General features: G+C 40.8%; 10 protein-coding genes and 1 pseudogene. 5 read left to right on the top strand and 6 right to left on the bottom strand.

What is annotated here, in order from left to right:
- Positions 1–377 precede the first annotated feature (377 nt).
- The gene (locus LC653_RS30280) at positions 378–2,282 is read left to right on the top strand and encodes an adenylate/guanylate cyclase domain-containing protein (protein WP_308189166.1); all 1,905 of its coding nucleotides are present in this window, start codon (positions 378–380) and stop codon (positions 2,280–2,282) included.
- A 96-nt stretch (positions 2,283–2,378) separates the two neighbouring features.
- Here LC653_RS30280 and LC653_RS30275 read toward each other — a convergent pair whose 3' ends face one another.
- Entirely contained in the window at positions 2,379–3,551 is a 1,173-nt protein-coding gene (locus tag LC653_RS30275; RefSeq protein ID WP_229498339.1) for a homospermidine biosynthesis protein, read from the bottom strand.
- A gap of 1,094 nt (positions 3,552–4,645) precedes the next feature.
- On the opposite strand from LC653_RS30275, the gene ltrA reads away from it, so the two are divergent.
- From ltrA to LC653_RS30260, 3 genes and pseudogenes are all read left to right on the top strand, one after another.
- Positions 4,646–6,340: a group II intron reverse transcriptase/maturase gene (gene ltrA / locus LC653_RS30270; RefSeq protein WP_372478247.1), complete on the top strand. Its 1,695-nt coding sequence runs from the start codon at positions 4,646–4,648 to the stop codon at positions 6,338–6,340.
- A gap of 114 nt (positions 6,341–6,454) precedes the next feature.
- Positions 6,455–7,294 (top strand): annotated as a pseudogene (locus LC653_RS30265) (ParA family protein); the annotation flags it as partial.
- Positions 7,295–7,518: 224 nt separating this feature from the next.
- A complete protein-coding gene (locus tag LC653_RS30260; protein WP_229498338.1) occupies positions 7,519–10,902 on the top strand; it encodes an amino acid permease in 3,384 nt (1,127 codons plus the stop codon).
- Positions 10,903–11,078: 176 nt separating this feature from the next.
- Here LC653_RS30260 and LC653_RS30255 read toward each other — a convergent pair whose 3' ends face one another.
- Complete coding sequence (locus tag LC653_RS30255) at positions 11,079–12,230, bottom strand: histidine decarboxylase (RefSeq protein ID WP_229498337.1); 1,152 nt, start codon at positions 12,228–12,230, stop codon at positions 11,079–11,081.
- Positions 12,231–12,963: 733 nt separating this feature from the next.
- Here LC653_RS30255 and LC653_RS30250 point away from each other — a divergent pair.
- On the top strand, positions 12,964–13,131 hold the full coding sequence (locus tag LC653_RS30250; protein ID WP_229498363.1) for a hypothetical protein: 168 nt from the start codon (positions 12,964–12,966) through the stop codon (positions 13,129–13,131).
- Positions 13,132–13,213: 82 nt separating this feature from the next.
- On the opposite strand, the gene LC653_RS30245 is transcribed toward LC653_RS30250, so the two are convergent.
- The 4 genes from LC653_RS30245 to LC653_RS30230 form a co-directional block, all read right to left on the bottom strand.
- Positions 13,214–14,191, bottom strand: coding sequence for a hypothetical protein (locus tag LC653_RS30245; protein WP_229498336.1), 978 nt, complete (start codon positions 14,189–14,191; stop codon positions 13,214–13,216).
- Between the two features lie 160 nt (positions 14,192–14,351).
- Positions 14,352–15,572, bottom strand: a complete 1,221-nt coding sequence (locus LC653_RS30240) for an MFS transporter (RefSeq protein WP_229498335.1) — start codon at positions 15,570–15,572, stop codon at positions 14,352–14,354.
- Positions 15,573–16,399: 827 nt separating this feature from the next.
- Positions 16,400–17,209 carry a hypothetical protein gene (locus tag LC653_RS30235; RefSeq protein WP_229498334.1) on the bottom strand — a complete coding sequence of 270 codons (810 nt, stop codon included), beginning with the start codon at positions 17,207–17,209 and terminating at the stop codon, positions 16,400–16,402.
- A 271-nt stretch (positions 17,210–17,480) separates the two neighbouring features.
- A partial coding sequence (locus LC653_RS30230; protein WP_372478246.1) for a calcium-binding protein occupies positions 17,481–18,042 on the bottom strand: 562 nt, incomplete at its 5' end.

The following is an 18,042-nucleotide window of genomic DNA, read 5'->3' as shown; positions in this document are numbered from 1 at the left end:
ATTTAATAAAGTGCATAACAATATAGCACTTTTCATTTATATACATCTTACTCCCCAACGCTAGGAGGAAAACGTCTGGGGGTTAGGTCTATTAGACTCAACCCAGAAGCGCTATAACTTTAAATAACTTTCAGCTTTACTCAGAGCTGGATTGCAGAGAAGTGGTTTTGTTAAAATGGCGACCGTTTATAAACCGCGCTATTAAGTATAATCTGCTAACAAAAATCAGAATTATATTCAATTGTCAATCCTCCAAAAGGTAGAATACATGTTATTTACGCTCACTTACTTAATTTTGAGCAACCAAATTAAAAGGTTTCTATACTATACCTTGAAATTTTCTCTGTTCCTCTGCTTTAATTTAATACAAAAACTACATGGATCAAGTAATTACTGCAATGGCAGATGCTTTGTTTATAACCAGTAATTTAGGGAGAATAAAAAAAGTAAATCGTGCAGCTCAAGAATTATTTGGTTTTAGTGAAGAAGAATTAATTAATAAACCAATATCACTGATAATTGATGATGAGCAAGTCTTAATAGAAGCCATTCACCAGCATTCTTTTTTTCAGAAAAATCTTCAGAATTTAGAGGTAGTTTGCCGAACCAAGACTAGAGAAAAGCGGTTGATTGCTTTTTCTTGTTCAGTAATTCCGAAAACAATAAAAGGATTAGAAGAGATTGTCTACATTGGTCGGGATATTACTGCTCGGCAGCAACGGGAACAACGTACAAGTGCCCAGTATGCTATCACTCGTATATTATCAGAATCCCAAACTGTAAAACAGGTAATTCCACAAATTTTGCAGTCGATTTGTCAAAACTTGGGATGGGATTTAGGCGAACTTTGGACACCAAGTCAATATATTGGCACTTCGGTACAGGAACATAGCCTCAATGCAGTACTAAGGTGTGTAGAAATTTGGTCAAGTCGAGTAATTTCGGCGCGAGAGTTTAAAGCAATCACCTGGCAAACTACCTATACACCCGGTGTTGGCTTACCTGGTCGAATTTGGATCAGACGTTTGCCCCTGTGGATTCAAGATATCACAGAAGATGGAGACCAAAGGCGATCGCAACCTGCTGCTGAGGCTGGATTGCACGCAGCTTTTGGCTTCCCCATCTTAGACGATAGTGAAATCTTAGGAGTAATGGTTTTCTTTAGCCGGGATGTACAACCAAAGGATAAAGAATTATTGCAAATGGTGGGTTCTATTGGTAGTCAAATCGCCCAGTTTATCAAACGCAAACAAGCAGAAGATGCTCTTGTAGAAAGTGAAGAACGATATCGAGATTTATTTGAAAATGCTAATGATTTGATTCTATGCGTCAATGCCTATGGTCGTTTTTTGTATGTCAATCGTGCATGGCGAGAAGCTTTGGGATATAGCGAAGCTGAAATTGTGAATATGAACATTTTTGATATTATACATTTAGAGTTTAAACAAGACTGTTTGCAAAGGTTTTATCGGGTGCTGTCAGGAGAAAAGATCGGGCAAGTCAAAGCTGCATTTGTTACTAAAGACGGTCAAACAATCTTTCTAGAAGGTAATATTAACTGTAAATTTGTCGAAGGTTATCCAGTTGCGACTCGCGGCATTTTTCGCACTGTCACCCAGCGACTAACAGCAGAAGAAGCGCTGCGCCATCAGCAGGAAGAAACCGAACGTTTATTGCTAAATAGTTTGCCAGCAGCAATCTCCAAACCCTTGAAAGAAGAAGCTAACATTGTCGAAGACGTTGCTGATGTCACAGTTCTATTTGCAGATATTGTCGGCTTTAGCGAAATTGCTGCTTCTATAAGTGCAATTCAACTGGTAAACTTACTCAACTCGATTTTCTCAACTTTTGATCGCCTCACCAAACAACATGGTTTACAAAGAATCAAAACCATTGGCGATGCTTATATAGTAATTGGTGGTTTGCCCACACGCCGCCGGGATCATGCTCAAGCGATCGCTCAAATTGCACTCCAGATGCAAACTGCGATCGCTCTATTTAATACTGAGAATAACCAAAACTTCAGCATCCGTATCGGTATCCATCGCGGTTCCGTAGTCGCAGGAGTAATTGACTTCAACAAATTTACTTATGATCTCTGGGGAAACACGGTAAACATCGCTAGATGCATGGAATCCCAAGGTATTGTTGGTAAAATCCAAGTTACAGAAGATACTTATAAGTCTTTGTGTGATGAATTTTTATTTGAAAAGCGGGGCGAAATCGAAGTTCAAGGCAAAGGGAAAATGACCACTTATTTGTTGATTGGACGCAAGAGATGAGGGGCAGAGGGGCGGGGTGTTGCTCTTGCAGAGGGGAAAATTTTTCTCCCCTGCTTCTTCCCCACTCCCTACTCCCCACTCCCCACTCCCCACTCCCTACATATTCGGAATCAACCGCCCACAAGGATAAGTCGCTGTTTGCTTTTGGGCACTGTCAGCCACTGCTGCTGGAACCTGATCAGATGGTTGGGTTTTGGCTGCTAGATAGTCTTTTTGCAGTTTATCCAAAATAGCTTCTCGCCTGTCGTACACACGCTTCAGGGGACGAGGCTGGCATTTGTTCAAGACGTATGCTGTTACCAGTGGTAGAGCGATCGTGCTATCGGTATAACAAACAATAGTGTTAGGTAACTCTTCCGGGTCAATCTTACCCCAACTGACAGCTTCCGATGGGGTTGCTCCAGACAAACCGCCTGTATCTGGACGCGCATCGGTAAACTGCACAAAGTAATCGTGTCCTCGTTCTTCTAGCCCCAATACTTCGTGAAGTTGCGGTTGGGTTTGGAGCAAAAAGTTTTTGGGACTACCGCCACCCAGAATTACAGCCGCACTTTTACCTCCAGATTCACGGGCATTATATGCGATCGCAGCCGTTTCATTTACGTCAATTGATGGATCTAATACCAACTGCGAACCTTCCAAAGCCAAAGCCGCCACGTTCATCCCAATTGAACTATCTCCTGGAGAAGACGTATATATAGGCACGCCATACTCATAAGCTGTAGCAAGCAAGCAGGAATGCTGTACACCCAGTTGCTTTTCTACTTCTCGAACATACTTACCCAGTAAATAGTGAAACTCAGCAGTTCCCATCCGCTTCTGAAACGCTTCCCCTTGCAGAATCTTGCGGATGAATGCATCAGTTTCTAGTAGCACATCGTAACCAAAGATAATATCATAAATGCGAATAGTGCCTTCCTGGCGCAGTTTCACATCATCCAAAAACGGATTACCAGCAAAAAGTTCAAAACCCAAACCGTAGTGCATATCGTGGTAAAGATTTGCACCAGTGCTAATCATCCAATCAATAAAGCCGTTGCGAATTAAGGGTGCAAGCGCTGAAACCCCGAATCCTGCTGGCGTCATCGCACCGGAAAGGCTAACTCCCACCGTAACACCTTCCGTTAGCACATCACGACTCAGTAGTTGGCAGATTTCCCGCAACCGCGCTGAGTTGTAAGCGGTAAAGTATTGATCAATCAAATCCACCACATTGATATCATTTGATATAGGTGTAGGTGCGATTTTTTGACCCAGCTGTTTAGACATTTTGGCACTCCCGAACAGTAAACACGCCGAATCTAATGGTATCTAGCTTTCAACCAAAGTGACAGCAATTTTACTAATACAGCACCGCGTAAATCCACCCACGCTACGAGGAAGCAATACGGTTCGGATAAGGTTTTTTGATGACACGCCGCTAATCGCAAAGACGCGATAAATCGCGTCTCTTGCCTTAACCGAACCGTATTGCACGAGGAACAGGTCAGCCCCAACTCTTGGAGATAAATTTGCGTTCGGGGAAGTCAAAAGTCATTTCCCCCTGCTCCCTGCTCCCTGTCCTCTGCCTCTTCGTTGAGATTCCGAAAATATTAAATTTAATGGAAGATTTAATAGATCGAGACAGGTGTACGCTACCTACATGGGAATGCGTCAACAGAGGACTCAACCAATGGGATATGTAATTGCTACTGCAAATATGAAAGGTGGCGTAGGAAGTGCGATTCGTTCTCTCTAAACCTGGGAGCCTTCTCCCAGGGGGACGAGAGGCAAGGTTTGTGTAAGTAAACCTTACAAACCTTGACAACTTAGCGGTCGATGTAGGGCGAGAAAATGACCTTATAAGGACAAATTCAATTCCCTACCCCCTAAGTGATAGGGGATAGTAACATCCCCACTGGGTGGCTTGACAACCCACACAGTGAAGCGGGATGTAAAGCGGGTAATCAGAAAATCGGTATGAAATCCCCGCCAACTGGGTGGATATGGTTAGCGAAAGCAAATCTACGTCTGAACCTCCGTTACCGCCAACAAGCTCACCCGATTTTACGAGCTTGAGTCAAAATGACACGGCTGAAGGTGCAAGAAAGTTTCCTGTTTCTTGCAATCACTCCAGAGTGGGTTTATCACCCACAAACAGCCCGGAGGATAGTAGGAACCTAAACCCACCGTCAAACGAACGCTAGGAACGAAGTAACCCACGTGTACCTCTCAGGTATAGTCGATAACTGAGCAGCCAGTCAGGCGCATGGACACGTTGGGTGGGATTGCTTCAAAAGCTAATGCCCTGGGTAATACCAGGGATACGCCGACAGAAGCACGATAATGCGGAAGATAAAAGACCCAGTAGGAGTCAAAAAGTCATGAACACGTCTGTGACGATGTATGAATGGAAGGACATACCTTGGCGTAAGCTAGAGGTACAAGTCTTCAAGCTCCAAAAAAGAATTTATCAAGCCTCAGCTCGTGGTGATGTCAAAGGAGTGCGTAAACTTCAAAGGCTTCTAATCAAATCCAGGGCAGCAAAACTGCTCTGTGCCAGAAAGGTAACTCAGGATAATCGCGGCAAACGTACAGCCGGAATTGACGGGGTAAAATCACTCACCCCCAAACAAAGGTTAGCCCTAGCCAAAGACCTGGCTATCCCAAATAAAGCAACTCCGATAAGAAGGGTTTGGATTCCCAAACCAGGAAAACAGGAAAAGCGACCTTTGGGAATACCTATCATGCGAGACAGAGCAGCACAAGCTCTCGTAAAGCTTGCTCTTGAGCCAGAATGGGAAGCTAAATTTGAAGCCCATTCATACGGCTTTAGACCTGGAAGGTCAGCCCATGACGCAATCAAGTACATTTTTCTCGGTATTTGTAGAAAGGATAAATACGTCCTGGATGCTGATATCAAAAAATGTTTTGACAAAATCAATCACAAAATGCTGCTCTCTAAGCTTGGCACCTTTCCCGTGATGAGAAGGGCAATTAAAGCTTGGCTCAAAGCAGGTGTTATGGAGGGGGGAAAATTATTCCCCACAAAAGAAGGTACGCCCCAAGGTGGTGTGATTTCGCCGCTTTTGGCGAATATAGCATTACACGGACTTGAGGAACACCTAGTTAAATCAGTACCAAAACAAAAGATGGTTAACGGTACAAATACTGCCTGGAACCTCCAAATTGTTAGATATGCTGATGACTTCATTATCATGCACCGCAACCTAGATGTGGTCAAAAATGCTCAAGCTCTAGCAGCAGAATGGTTGAGCAAAATGGGTTTAGAACTTAGTCCCACAAAAACCAAAATTGTTCATACATTCATGCCTCATGAAGAACATGAACCTGGCTTTGACTTCCTTGGCTTTTCTATTCGACAGTATCCACTGGGCAAACGAAATAGAAGAACCATGAAAGGAGGTAGCCGTTATGAACAAACGTGGAGTTGGGACAAACAGTTTAAGACCATCATTACACCTACAAAAGAAGCTATACTCCGGCATAAAACCAAACTAAGCCAAACAGTAGATGGGCTAAAAACTGCCCCTCAATCCAGATTAATTCGGGAACTTAACCCGGTTATTCAAGGTTGGGCAAATTACTATTGTTCAGTTAACTCCAAGGAAATCTTTGGAGATATTGACCATTGGCTATGGGAAAAGCTAATGAGATGGGTTAAACGTAGGCATCCTATGAAGCCAATGAATTGGATTGTTAATAAATATTGGCACGTAGACGAGAAAAATAAATGGGATTTCTCGGATGAGGAGACATCTTTATCTCAACATCGACTCACACCTATTGAAATTCACGTTAATGTCAAAGATATTCGCAGCCCATTTGATGGAGATTGGATTTACTGGTGTACCAGGATATTTACCTATCCTGGTACAAGACCTATAGTAGGTAAACTCTTGAAAACCCAAAAGGGTAAATGTGTTTACTGTGGTCTACATTTCCGATTAGAAGATTTAATCGAAGTTGACCACTTCGACTTGAATCGGAATAATAAACGTACTTCCAATTTACAAGCACTCCACGGACACTGCCATGACCAAAAACATGGTGCATAACCATGAAAGAGGTACTCGTAACAAGAGCCGCATTGTTGAGGAGCCGTGTGAGGCGAAAGTCTCAAGCACGGTTTTGAAGCCGAGTCAATTTGGTGACAAATTGGCTTAGGGTAACAAACCACCCTCACCGTAAACTTAGCTACCTGTTTAGCTAAAAATCATGGCAAGCGAGTGCTTGTTCTTGATTTAGACAGCCAAATTAGCGCCACACTCAGTTTGATGTCGCCTTTAGATTTTGCCAAGCGTCGTAAACAAAGTAAGACATTTAGGTATCTGATAGACCAAGTTATCAATCCCGAACCAGAAGCAAAATTGACACTTCAAGATATCATTCAATCCCAGGTTTGTAATCTTCCCGGACTGGATTTATTGCCAGGAGATATCGACTTATATGATGAATTTGTTGTGTCAGAGATGTTGCATCAGCAAGCAACTGCTTTGGGTGAACAGGACTTTGAAACAATTTGGAATCGCTTTGAAAGAGTCTTGATCAATAAGATTTTAAAACCTGTACGTCAAGAATATGATTTTATCCTCTTGGATTGTGCGCCTGGATATAATTTATTGACTCGTAGCGCTTTAGCTGCCAGTGATTTTTACATACTTCCTGCTAAACCCGAACCCTTATCTGTAGTAGGTATTCAACTGCTTGAAAGACGTATTGCACAATTAAAAGACAGTCACGGGCATGAAACCAAAATAGATATAAAAATGCTGGGAATTGTATTTAGCATGTCCAGCGCTAATCTTCTTACTGGCAGATACTATAAACAAGTGATGCACCGCGTTGTTGAAGATTTCGGTGTAGAAAAAATTTGTAAAGTACAAATACCAGTTGATGTCAACGTTGCTAAGGCTGTTGATAGTTTTATGCCAGCTGTTTTAAATGCTCCCCAATCAGCTGGTTCAAAAGCGTTCTTTCAGTTAACTCAGGAGTTGTTGCAAAAGCTATAGCTATAACTCCAGAAGTGTTGAGTTCAACGAAGAGGCAGGGCGAAGGGGGCTAAAAGCTTGGGGGAAATCACCCCATCAAGAACTGCCCTCTCCCTCCTGCCTTCCTCGATAAAAGGTGGTAATAATTAAGTGATTTTTCCGATAAGTTCAGCGTTTATACTGAAGCTAAGTACAGCAATATTCGGCTATTGAGTGAAAAGGCCAGTAAATCTCGCTAAGAAACAATGCTTACTAAAAATTTTGTACAGGCAGAGAAAAATCAACGCTTGGTAATGCGCCTACCACAGACTCTGAGTTATCTCGAAACCTGGGGCTTTGGCTTAACGGGTCACGTGGGATGGATTGGTACTGCTCCCATTATTCATGCAGCGTTAGGGTCTAAAGCTATCTTAGTTTGGTTATTTGGCACAATCATCTCCTTTCTACTCAACTTGCAGGTACAAAGTCTAGGTAGACATTGGCCAGATGTCGCCGGAGGAACACCAAGCTATACCACAAGGCTACTAAAGAACTTTCCTGGCTTGGGCCGTTACGTAGCTTTAGGATACTTTTTTAGCTGGGCAGCAGCACCAGCACTGTATGCGATTATTCTTACAAACCTAATTAAAGTCAATTTTGAAGCATTAGGTATTTCTTGTCCAGAAACTTTTTTAAAAGTTCTTTTTACAGCAATTCCTTTTATTTTGGCTTTTAGTGGCACCCGTGCTTTAGCGCTCTTGCATTTATTTTTTGTATTCCCAGCCATTTTATTACTACTTTTGTTTTGTATTCAAGGCGTAGTATGGTCAGCCTTCTCAACCACTAGTTTTAAACTTATCCTAACTAGCACAGATAGCCTGAGCTTTGGAGAATGGGCAAAGTGGTTTTTTCTGGCTAGCTATTCAATTTATGCTTGTGAAACCACTTCTTCTTTTGTTGCTGATAGCCGCCACCCACATAAAACTTTGAGGTTCTTAACCGTAGCTGCTTGGCTAATACCTGCGGTGTTTTTAGGTGGTTCTTGGGTATTAATGTGTTCGGCTCCAAATCCAACAATAGATGACGATGTGTTTTTAAATCTGGTGGAGGCTTCTAAGCCTTTTTGGGGTGAATCTGCCTCTTTTATAGTCACACTTCTCATTACTATATCCTGCCTTTTAAGTGCTGCTACGGCAGTTTCTAACTCTCCTCGGATATTATACCAACTTGCTTTAGACGGTGAGCTTTCTCCTCTATTTGCATCAGTTTCCCCCCAAGGTGTCCTTGGGCCCGCTATCTTAGTTACCTTTCTACTCAGTCTGCTTTGTCTGAATTTGGGAAATGTACCTCAACTTGTCACGGTAGCAGGCACTTGTTATCTTGTGTCGATTATGGGTCTACATCTGGGATTATGGCTGTGTCGGGGCAAACCACAGGTGTTATGGCCTTGGTGGTCACTTGGTTTTTTCTGTGTAGAAGCGGTAGTTCTAATAGTAGGAGGTTTAGCTTGGAATTGGATAGATTTTTTAGTGGGTTTATTATTACCCATTCTTCTGATGATAGGAGATGTAGCCCTACGTCGCTTAAAATTCTCACCATTACACCTAAAATGGTGGACACAGAATTACGACGTTAGGTCTGGTAAAAACAACCAAGATTTTGTGGTACTACAGGTGATTGTCCTAGTATCATTAATTTGTATTACTGCCACAAGTAGTTGGGTTATCCGCGATTTATTAGACACAAATTATCAGAATATTCATAACTCATTGCTAGCTATTCTGTTAGTGACACTTTCTTTTGCAGGGGTTGCGATCGCTTGTTGGACAACTCTACCACAAATCGTTGCTATTGATAACGCACGCAAACAAGCAAAAAGCCTATTTATTACTACTCTCGATACTGTCCCCGATACTGTTTTAGTCTTAGATGAAAACGGGAAAATTTGCCAGACAAATACCGCTGCTGAAGAATTATTTCAAACAAATGTTCAGCAGTTACTTGGGAAAAAGTTGAATCAACTCTTAATCAGCTATCGCGGCAAACCGGAGCAATGGTCTATTAGAAGTGAGCAAACCTTAAAAATAAACCAAGGTGTACGAATTGTTGAATCTACTATTTCACAGCCATTTAATTCCCAGCTACGAGAGTATATTGTTATTATCCGTGACATCACTAAGCGTAAGTTAGTAGAAAAAGAATTAGTTCAGTATCGTCATCAGCTTGAGCAGATGGTTCTAGAACGCACCATTGAACTTATTAGAGTGAATCAACAACTTGAGCAAGACATTATCAAGCGTCAACAAGCACAAGAGCAATTACTGCACAATAGTCTTCATGACGGGCTAACCGGATTACCTAATCAACGATTATTTTTGGAGCGAGTGCAGGGGGCAATAGAACGTACTAAAGAGCAAAATAAATATTTATTTGCCGTACTTTTCTTAGACTTAGACCGCTTTAAAGTTGTTAATGACAGCCTTGGACATTTACTGGGAAATCAACTTTTAATTGAAATTTCTCATCGGCTAAAATCAGTTCTGCGAGTTGGAGACATAGTTGCCCGTTTTGGCGGAGACGAGTTCACAATCTTAATTGAGGAAATTGAGGATATTAGCACCGCCATACAGGTAGCCGAGCGAATTAAAAAAGTGCTAGCTTTACCATTTCAATTAAATGAGCATAGGGTGTTTACTAATGCTAGTATTGGCATCGCTTTAAGTAAAGCAGATTATGAGCAAGCAGGGCAGATTCTACGCGATGCCGATGTGGCAATGTACTGCGCCAAATCACTTGGTAAGGCACGCTATGAGGTCTTTGACCGAAAAATGCACGAGGGTGCATCTTTACTCTTGGAGTTAGAAACTGCTCTGCGAAATGCACTGCTCAAACAAGAAGAATTTCGCCTTGATTACCAGCCCATTATTTCACTGACAACTGGCAAACTTATTGGATTTGAGGCACTAATACGTTGGCATCATCCAGAACGAGGACTCATTTCTCCTCAAGATTTTATTCCCCTGGCGGAAGAAACTGGAATGATTGTTAGTATCGGGCAATGGGTGCTTTATGAAGCCTGTCACCAAATGCACAAATGGCATAAACAATTTCCTAGCTCATTACCTCTGACAATTAGCGTTAATTTTTCTGGGAAACAAATCACTCAACCTGATGTGTTTAAACAAGTTAAACATATTTTGCAAGAAACTGGGCTGAAGCCATGCAGTTTGAAATTGGAGATTACTGAAACCTTCTTGATGGATAATTTTGAATTAGCTATTACCGTACTTTCCCAGTTAGCAGCGCTGAATGTCGAGATGCACATGGATGATTTTGGTACTGGCTATTCATCCTTGAATTATCTGCACCGCCTACCAATCAAAACCCTTAAGATTGACCGTTCTTTCGTCAACAATATAGGTAGTCGAGGAGAAAATTTAGAAATTGTTCGAGCTATTGTAACATTAGCTCATAATTTAAATATGTCTGTAACAGCAGAAGGGATAGAAACTGTAGAGCAATTAGCACAACTGAAGGCTTTACAATGTGATTATGGACAAGGGTATTTTTTCTTACCAGCTATGGAAGGTGCAGAAGTAGAAACACTACTTGCTGCTAACTTGTGTTATAAAAACTTTTTAAAGAGATAAAACAGGAGTCAGCCCCAACTATTGGAGACGCTGTATATAAATATATAAATATTCTTTATAATCGTTGACGGTTGACGGTTGACGGTTAACGGTTATCGGTCATCAGTCAACGGTCAACAGTCATCAGGTAAATGTACAAGTTAAATGCGTAACAGCTTATCACTTGATAGTCTACATTAGTGTAGTGCTGGCTGTAGCTGGAAATCCTCGGCGTTATCAAGTAACCCTTCTTGTTGCAAAAGTTCATTAATAAAAATATCGATTTTCTTCCGATTAATATTCTGCATGACTATAATGTGTGCCCAATCTTCAAGAACTGCTAACTGCCACTTTTTAATTAACCTTTGAGAAGGTTTTTGAAACACTACTGTATTGGAAAAATTATTTAACATGCATGGATATTCTCTGATTTGAAGTTGTTGGAAAAGATATTGGGCGTTATCAATACAGGTATTTGCTTCTCTAGCTAATCCATCATAACCTCTTGTTTGCAGTGCATACCAGAGAATCAAAGGAGTATGACCGTTTCTAGATCCTAGGATTGTTGTATCTGATGAACCAATATATTCAATTTCTGTTTCAACTTCTTTTACCCATTTTTTCTTAGTTAAAACTACACCACAAGGTAACGGAGAACCAATGAATTTAGCAGAAATAGCTATACTATCTATGGGTTTTTGAAAGTTAACTTGCGGAGCGCCATCTAAAAACGGTAATATTAATCCTGAAAGTGCAGCATCACAATGAATGTAGTAATCTTTAATCTGATTGCGCTCTAAAATTTCTAGAACTTTGTCTAAGTTATCAATTGCACCTTTGACAGTAGTGCCAATATTTAAATTTATGATGGCTGGATAACTACGATTTTCGCTAATTAGTTGTTCAAAATGTTCATAATTTATTTCTCCATTAATTTGCGAATTAACAACATTATGTTGGATGCGGAATAATTTGGCTGCTTTGGGAATTGAATAATGAGAGTCTTGTGAAGAGTAAAGAATGCCATTAGGGTAGATTTCTCTTGCTAAGAACATTCCATATAAATTACCTTCAGTTCCGCCAGCAGTAACATAACCCCAAAACTGATCTTCTGGAATTTTATAGAGGTGAGCAAAAAAAGATAAGACTTCTTGCTCAAACTTACGAGAATGAAGACCAAAATCTGGCTCTACATAAGGATCTCCAGCATTATTTAACAGATGATTGAAAAATTTTGCGATCGCACTGTAATCACAACTTAAATTATATGGATAGCCTGCATGAAACTGCGATCGCTGTTCTATTTGCACCAAAAAATCTGCCAAGTCTTTAGCAACTTTATTTGACATATCTCTGTATCTCTTAAATTTTGATTGATTTAATGGATGTTTTAATCTAAGTTATACGTATTAATCCATACCTTTATGTTTTCTTAACTATCCATCTATTTGGCTCTGTAATTGAAGATAATATAGTGAAAACACTGAGTAATCTTCAGTAATAATACCCAAGTTTTTGCTCAAATGTATATTACATTTAGAATTTACGCAATGTAGGAAATAACCATAATGTGTATTACGCATATCTATTTCAGGCGCTGACTGCAACCTGATTTAACATGAATTCGACGGATGATGTGGTGTCTATCTAATTAGCTGAATGAAAAGACCACTAATATCATGTCCGCCAAATTACCCATAATAAAAGAACCCCACCCCGCTCTTCGCTATTCATTACTCGGATCTTTCTTAACAAATATACAAAATACTTAAAATAAGACTGAAACGGTTGATAGGTATAGTTTTGAGGGAAAAGTATAGTTGTAAGTAATGGTGGACATGCAAAAGTGGGCAGAGGCAGAATTAAGTAGTCAGACAGAATTAATTACACAATGTCATTGCGAATGAAGGGAAGCGGAATGAAGCAATCCCAGCCCAAGCGATGCCCAAGCGATTGCTTCTCTTCTTAGGCCAGCGCCAACGAGACGCACTCGCGTTCGCAACTCTTAGAGACGCACTTGCGTTCGCTCGCAATGACTGTAAATATTTTTGTCCTACTACTTAAAACAAGCCGATTTAGGCGATGCGAGGAGAAACAAGCGCCTTGTACGTATGGTACACATATCGTTGGTTGATAGAGCGCTATCCCTATGCCTTAAAAAGTGGTTGTGGAATTGAAAAATTACAACTGGAAACTGCTCGTCGCATAAATATGGCATTGGCTACCTGCCAAGCTTTACAGCCATGTTAAGAAAGATGTGGGTAATGGATAGCCGCAGGCGGGGAGGGATGCAATAACTGTGGGAATCATAATTAATTACCCGGACTTGATATTACCTCTTGACAGGTAAACGAGAAATTGTCCATAAGATGAGCAGGAAGATTAAGTAAATTACGCCAACTAGGCCAAACTCAATCAGAGGAATATAGGTTACCTCGTAAATTTTGCCCAAACCGCGTTCAGTCAGTCCATAAACGGCCATTACACTTACTAAAAAGGCTCCGTAGATAGTACGTTTAGTCAAGATATTCACAGGTAGACCGTGGAGTTGAGTAAGTACTAAAATGCCAAGAAAACCAAAGAGAAATGTTGGCCACTTGCTTTGTCCTAGCATGACCGATACAATAACACTATGTAATAACACTGAAATCTCTAAAGTAAATGTCCACCAGCGATTTACATGGGTGCGGTTAAAGATCAATGACGATTGAAGGAGAAGCAAGAACATATAGAGAAAACCAATCAAGTGCCCCAAAGTCGCTTCCATTGGATGATACCAAAAGGTGTAGATAGCGGCAAAGGAGAAAAAGTAGCCGTGGTACAGCTTGATAATTTGCAAAAACTGTTGATGGAATGGAACAGAATTGCCAAAAAACAAACCGCGTCGAGGCGTTTCCAAAATTAGTACGAAGACCAGTAGGAGGACAACCGCACCTTGAGAAGCCCAAATTGAGGTATCTTGAGCTAGAGCATCGTACCAAATATAGGTCTGGAGGAAGTGTAAAGCGATGAATGCACCATTAATAGCAAGCATGAGGTAATTAATCGGGTGCAACGCTGATTTGTATTTCAACTGCGATCGCTGCGCCCACCAGATACACCCCCAAATGCTAAACTGATGCCCAAGGTACATACCCCAAGCCGTCGCTCGACTCCAAAAGGTTGGTTGGGGAAGCTTCCAGTAATACCAGTTTAATCCTTGGTCAGGAAGTTTAATGATGCTTGCAGGAATGCTCCCACCTACCCAAATTGCATAGGTGAGGAGGATGCTTACAAAGATGCCTAAAAACAATACTCGGCGACCTGTCATATTAATTCGTAATTCGTAATTCGTAATTCGTAATTCGTAATTCGTAATTCGTAATAAAAAGGGGGGAATAACCTTCTCAAAGTCCTCCAATTTATCGGAGGATCTAAAGTTTTGGATACATCAGCCATCACTTTTAAAAGATCCTCGAAGACTTAGATTGTCAGGCGATACGTTCTGTCTTTTGTTCAGATGCGCTTGTAGTTACTCGCAAACTTAGAGTCAAAGCTATTAGCATTACTAAAGAGCCACTCAAAAAAGGAGCATAACTCCCAAATTTCATAAAACTAACCCCTGCCCACGTTGGCCCACCGATGCGTGCCAACGCAGAGCAAGAACTCGCAATACCTAATATTTGTCCTTGTTCTTCTGGGGTTGTCATTTGGGAAATCAGGCTGTTCAATATTGGTTGGCTAACACTAATTCCCCATGCTACAAGCGTGGTGGCAACCAACAATAAAATTAAGCTTTGTGACAATCCAATTAGCAGTAATCCTAAACCTAACCCTAATATCCCCAAAATAAGTAACTTTATTTCACCGAAATATTTCTTGAGGAATCCGATGAGTCCTCCTTGAATGATTGTGCTGACAATCCCCATGAAGGCAAAAAGATAACTAGTTTGTTGAGGGCCCCAGTTTAATTGTTGCTTTGACCATAAAGCCAACGTAGAGTCCATAGCCGCAACAGCAAAGGTAACAAAAAAGTAGATGCCAACAAGCAAGCAAAACTGTGGACGTTGTGACAGCTGTAGCAAGTTCAGCCGTCGCTGACGGTGGCGATGAACTTGAATTTTAGCTTTAGTCTCAGAATTTAGAGATTCTGGAAGTAACATTAAAGCACAAAGCAATGCTAATAAAGATAATCCGGCTGCGAACAATGACGGTAGATGAAAGTTAGCATTGTTCGGATCAGACCCGATCAGAAGACCGCCAATAGCTGGGCCGAGAATGAAGCCAAGACCAAAAGCTGCTCCGATTATGCCCATGCCACGAGCTCGATTAGCTGGCGTGGTAATATCTGCTATGTACGCCTGAGCAGTACTAATATTCCCTGCCATAATCCCAGCAAGACTACGAGCAATAAACAAAATCCATAATGAGTTGGCAAAGCCTAACCCTGCGTATGCAATTACAGAACCTAATAAAGTAAGCAATAAAATTGGACGACGACCGTAGCGATCGCTAAACTTGCCCCATAATGGTGCAAATAAGAACTGCATTAAAGAATAAATAGCTACAAGTAGTGTCGCTTCATTAGGGTTTGCGCCGAATTGTTCAGCATACAAAGGCAGTATCGGCAGGATAATTCCGAAGCCGAGCAAGTCTATAAATACAGTCAAAAATAAGACGAACATAGCCCTACTATTATTTTTACTCTCCATAGTGCAATTCACTTTTATCAAAATATATGTAATATCGATTACCAGGAGCTTAAGCCTCAAGTCTAACCAAGCCTGATTTTATGCAGCTTCTTAGAGAATTGGTATAACTTGGATTAATTTTATGGACATTAGGGAATGCTCGATAATCAAGACCCATTAAACGCAACCAGTAATCATCTTAAGCAATATGATTGAATTTGAGTGTGGTTGAGCAAAATAGCATGGAACAAACCCACTATAAAAATCAAGCCAATAATACTACTAATAGAAGCAACTATGACTTCGTGTTTCCGTATAGCTTTTTGTATCTTAGTGTCTATAATGTGTTCTAATTCTTTGTATGACATTGTCTTTAATATTGTTAAAGATAAAAATTATGTTGAGCTTAGGTTTGACAGAAGTTTGAGTATGCCCGAAACCTCAAATTTATTCAATGACGAATTATTTCGACACTCGCTGTGGGGGTGTCGAAATAATTCGTCAGTGATAATACTCGCCTCTGGCGAAAAACAAGCTAAGTAATTGTTAACTACAATCACTGTTAGGCGATTTCCGGAAAATAAATTATTTGATATAGGATTTTTATTTGATTGCTTAAAAAAACTCGCCCTCAACTTGAAAAGTCTGATTTCCTACTCCCTACTCCCTACTCCCTGCCTAACGAAAAAGCAAGTTTGCGTACCCCTACGACAATCTTGCTAGCCAGAGCGTCGTAGAGAGCGTTTTCCAGACCACCCAATTCAGAGATTTTGGTATGTATGGGCTGCTGTACCCTCTTCAATTACGAATTAGCTAGCTTGCTTCTCGCTGGAGGTGAGTATTACGAATTAGCAATTATTTGGCGAAGAGCGTTGGCGTAGTTTTAAAACAGCACCTGAAATACCAAAAGCTAATATCGCTAGGGTAAAAGTTGGTTCAGGAGCTGCAACAATACTTACCTTATTAATAGCCAAGCCGTATTCTGGATTAGAACTGCTAAAAACGAGTCGTGAGATGTTTGGAGTGTCACTACGAACCCCCAAGAATACTGCTGAGTTATCTAATGCTAGCGACGAAGTACTGAGAACTGAGAAACTACCCAACAAGTTATTGCTACTATCAAAAGCGTTGATAAAAGTTTCAACTTCTAAATTACTAATATCTACAGCTATCTGAGTACCAGCGCCATAAACAGGCTGGGCAAAACTAATGCTCAAAGGGCCTCCGTTACCCTGAGTACGAGGATCAGGAGAACCAGGAGGAAGAGGTTGAAATCCTGTTGGGTTTATACCTCCGAAGAGAATAAAGTCTCCTTGGGCGAAGTTAGTCCGAATGCCAGGTGGAGGTAACGTTTGAAAGATAAACGGTGGAGTAATCTGAGGATTATTAGTTGGAGTTATATTTACATCTAAGCCTAAACCACCTTGGGATGTTGCGAAAAAAGAGTTAGGTAAAAAAACAGAAAAGTCAGGCGCAGAGGGATTGAATACTTTACCTAAACTTCCCCAATCAACTTCATCATTACCTCCTAAAAGAGCGCGTTCATTTACTAAAAACGTAGCTGCTTGAACTGGTAATGAAAGAACCGTTATTATGGCTGTAATTGCTGGTAAATACTTAACAGATAACTTCAATAACTGATTGATCGTAAATGCCACAAGGTTTACTCCTTAATTTTGTAGAATAATATCATCAAAATAGAATAATTCAATACCCAGGATTAGGCAGTGCGTTGCTCTGATCGAGAGAGTTAAAGCAATTGTTGTGTTCAATGGTTATGTTGCAAAAACTTTTTGAGGGCTAACTGGTAAGAGCTGATATAATTTATACTTTTATCAGCCCCACCTGTTTTTTTGCAACAAAACTTTTACACCAGGAACAAACTGCAAAAAGCTTTAACTTGTCATGGAGTTGTGACTCGTAGTAATTTTACACCAACTGAATATTCACATTCGATGAGAGATTTTCAAGGAAGGCGAATTCATTTCCTAAGAAAGACAAGTTACCGCTAGAGGCGTCGTAGAAAAAGTCGCTAAAGTTAGTAGTACCAAACCCTACTTTAGAAACTTGGATTACGTCGCTCTCAGCAAAGTTGTAATCTTTGATGATGTCAAGACCCTCGTTAACACTGTTGAAAATAAACTTATCTGCACCAAAGCCACCTGTAAGAATATCGTTATCTTGTCCACCAATGATGGAGTCATCGCCATCATTACCGAATAATTGGTTATTTTGGTCGTCGCCAGCAATGATGTCACTTTCATTGGTGCCGATGACATTCACAAAGTTGAGTACATTAAATGTCAATGTCTCAAGTTCGGGAACGTTATTGGCAGAGATACTTTCGGCTTCTAGGTCAGCGGTGATAGATACGCCAGCCAAAGATTCGGAGGCATCTATGGTATTGTTAGCAACACTGGCATCAGCAATAACTGTTTCTATTTGGAAGATTTGGTCTGTTCCAAATCCATCAGCTTTGGTAATTGTCCCT

The sequence above is a fragment of the Nostoc mirabile CHAB5784 genome, from assembly GCF_020829645.1.
GTDB lineage: Bacteria > Cyanobacteriota > Cyanobacteriia > Cyanobacteriales > Nostocaceae > Nostoc > Nostoc mirabile.
This window is presented reverse-complemented; position numbering and strand designations above follow the sequence as displayed.

Coding starts and splice junctions, on each gene's coding strand:
- LC653_RS30280 (WP_308189166.1), top strand. CDS start 378: ATGGATCAAGTAATTACTGCAATGGCAGATGCTTTGTTTATAACCAGT.
- LC653_RS30275 (WP_229498339.1), bottom strand. CDS start 3,551: ATGTCTAAACAGCTGGGTCAAAAAATCGCACCTACACCTATATCAAAT.
- ltrA (WP_372478247.1), top strand. CDS start 4,646: ATGAACACGTCTGTGACGATGTATGAATGGAAGGACATACCTTGGCGT.
- LC653_RS30260 (WP_229498338.1), top strand. CDS start 7,519: ATGCTTACTAAAAATTTTGTACAGGCAGAGAAAAATCAACGCTTGGTA.
- LC653_RS30255 (WP_229498337.1), bottom strand. CDS start 12,230: ATGTCAAATAAAGTTGCTAAAGACTTGGCAGATTTTTTGGTGCAAATA.
- LC653_RS30250 (WP_229498363.1), top strand. CDS start 12,964: ATGCGAGGAGAAACAAGCGCCTTGTACGTATGGTACACATATCGTTGG.
- LC653_RS30245 (WP_229498336.1), bottom strand. CDS start 14,191: ATGACAGGTCGCCGAGTATTGTTTTTAGGCATCTTTGTAAGCATCCTC.
- LC653_RS30240 (WP_229498335.1), bottom strand. CDS start 15,572: ATGGAGAGTAAAAATAATAGTAGGGCTATGTTCGTCTTATTTTTGACT.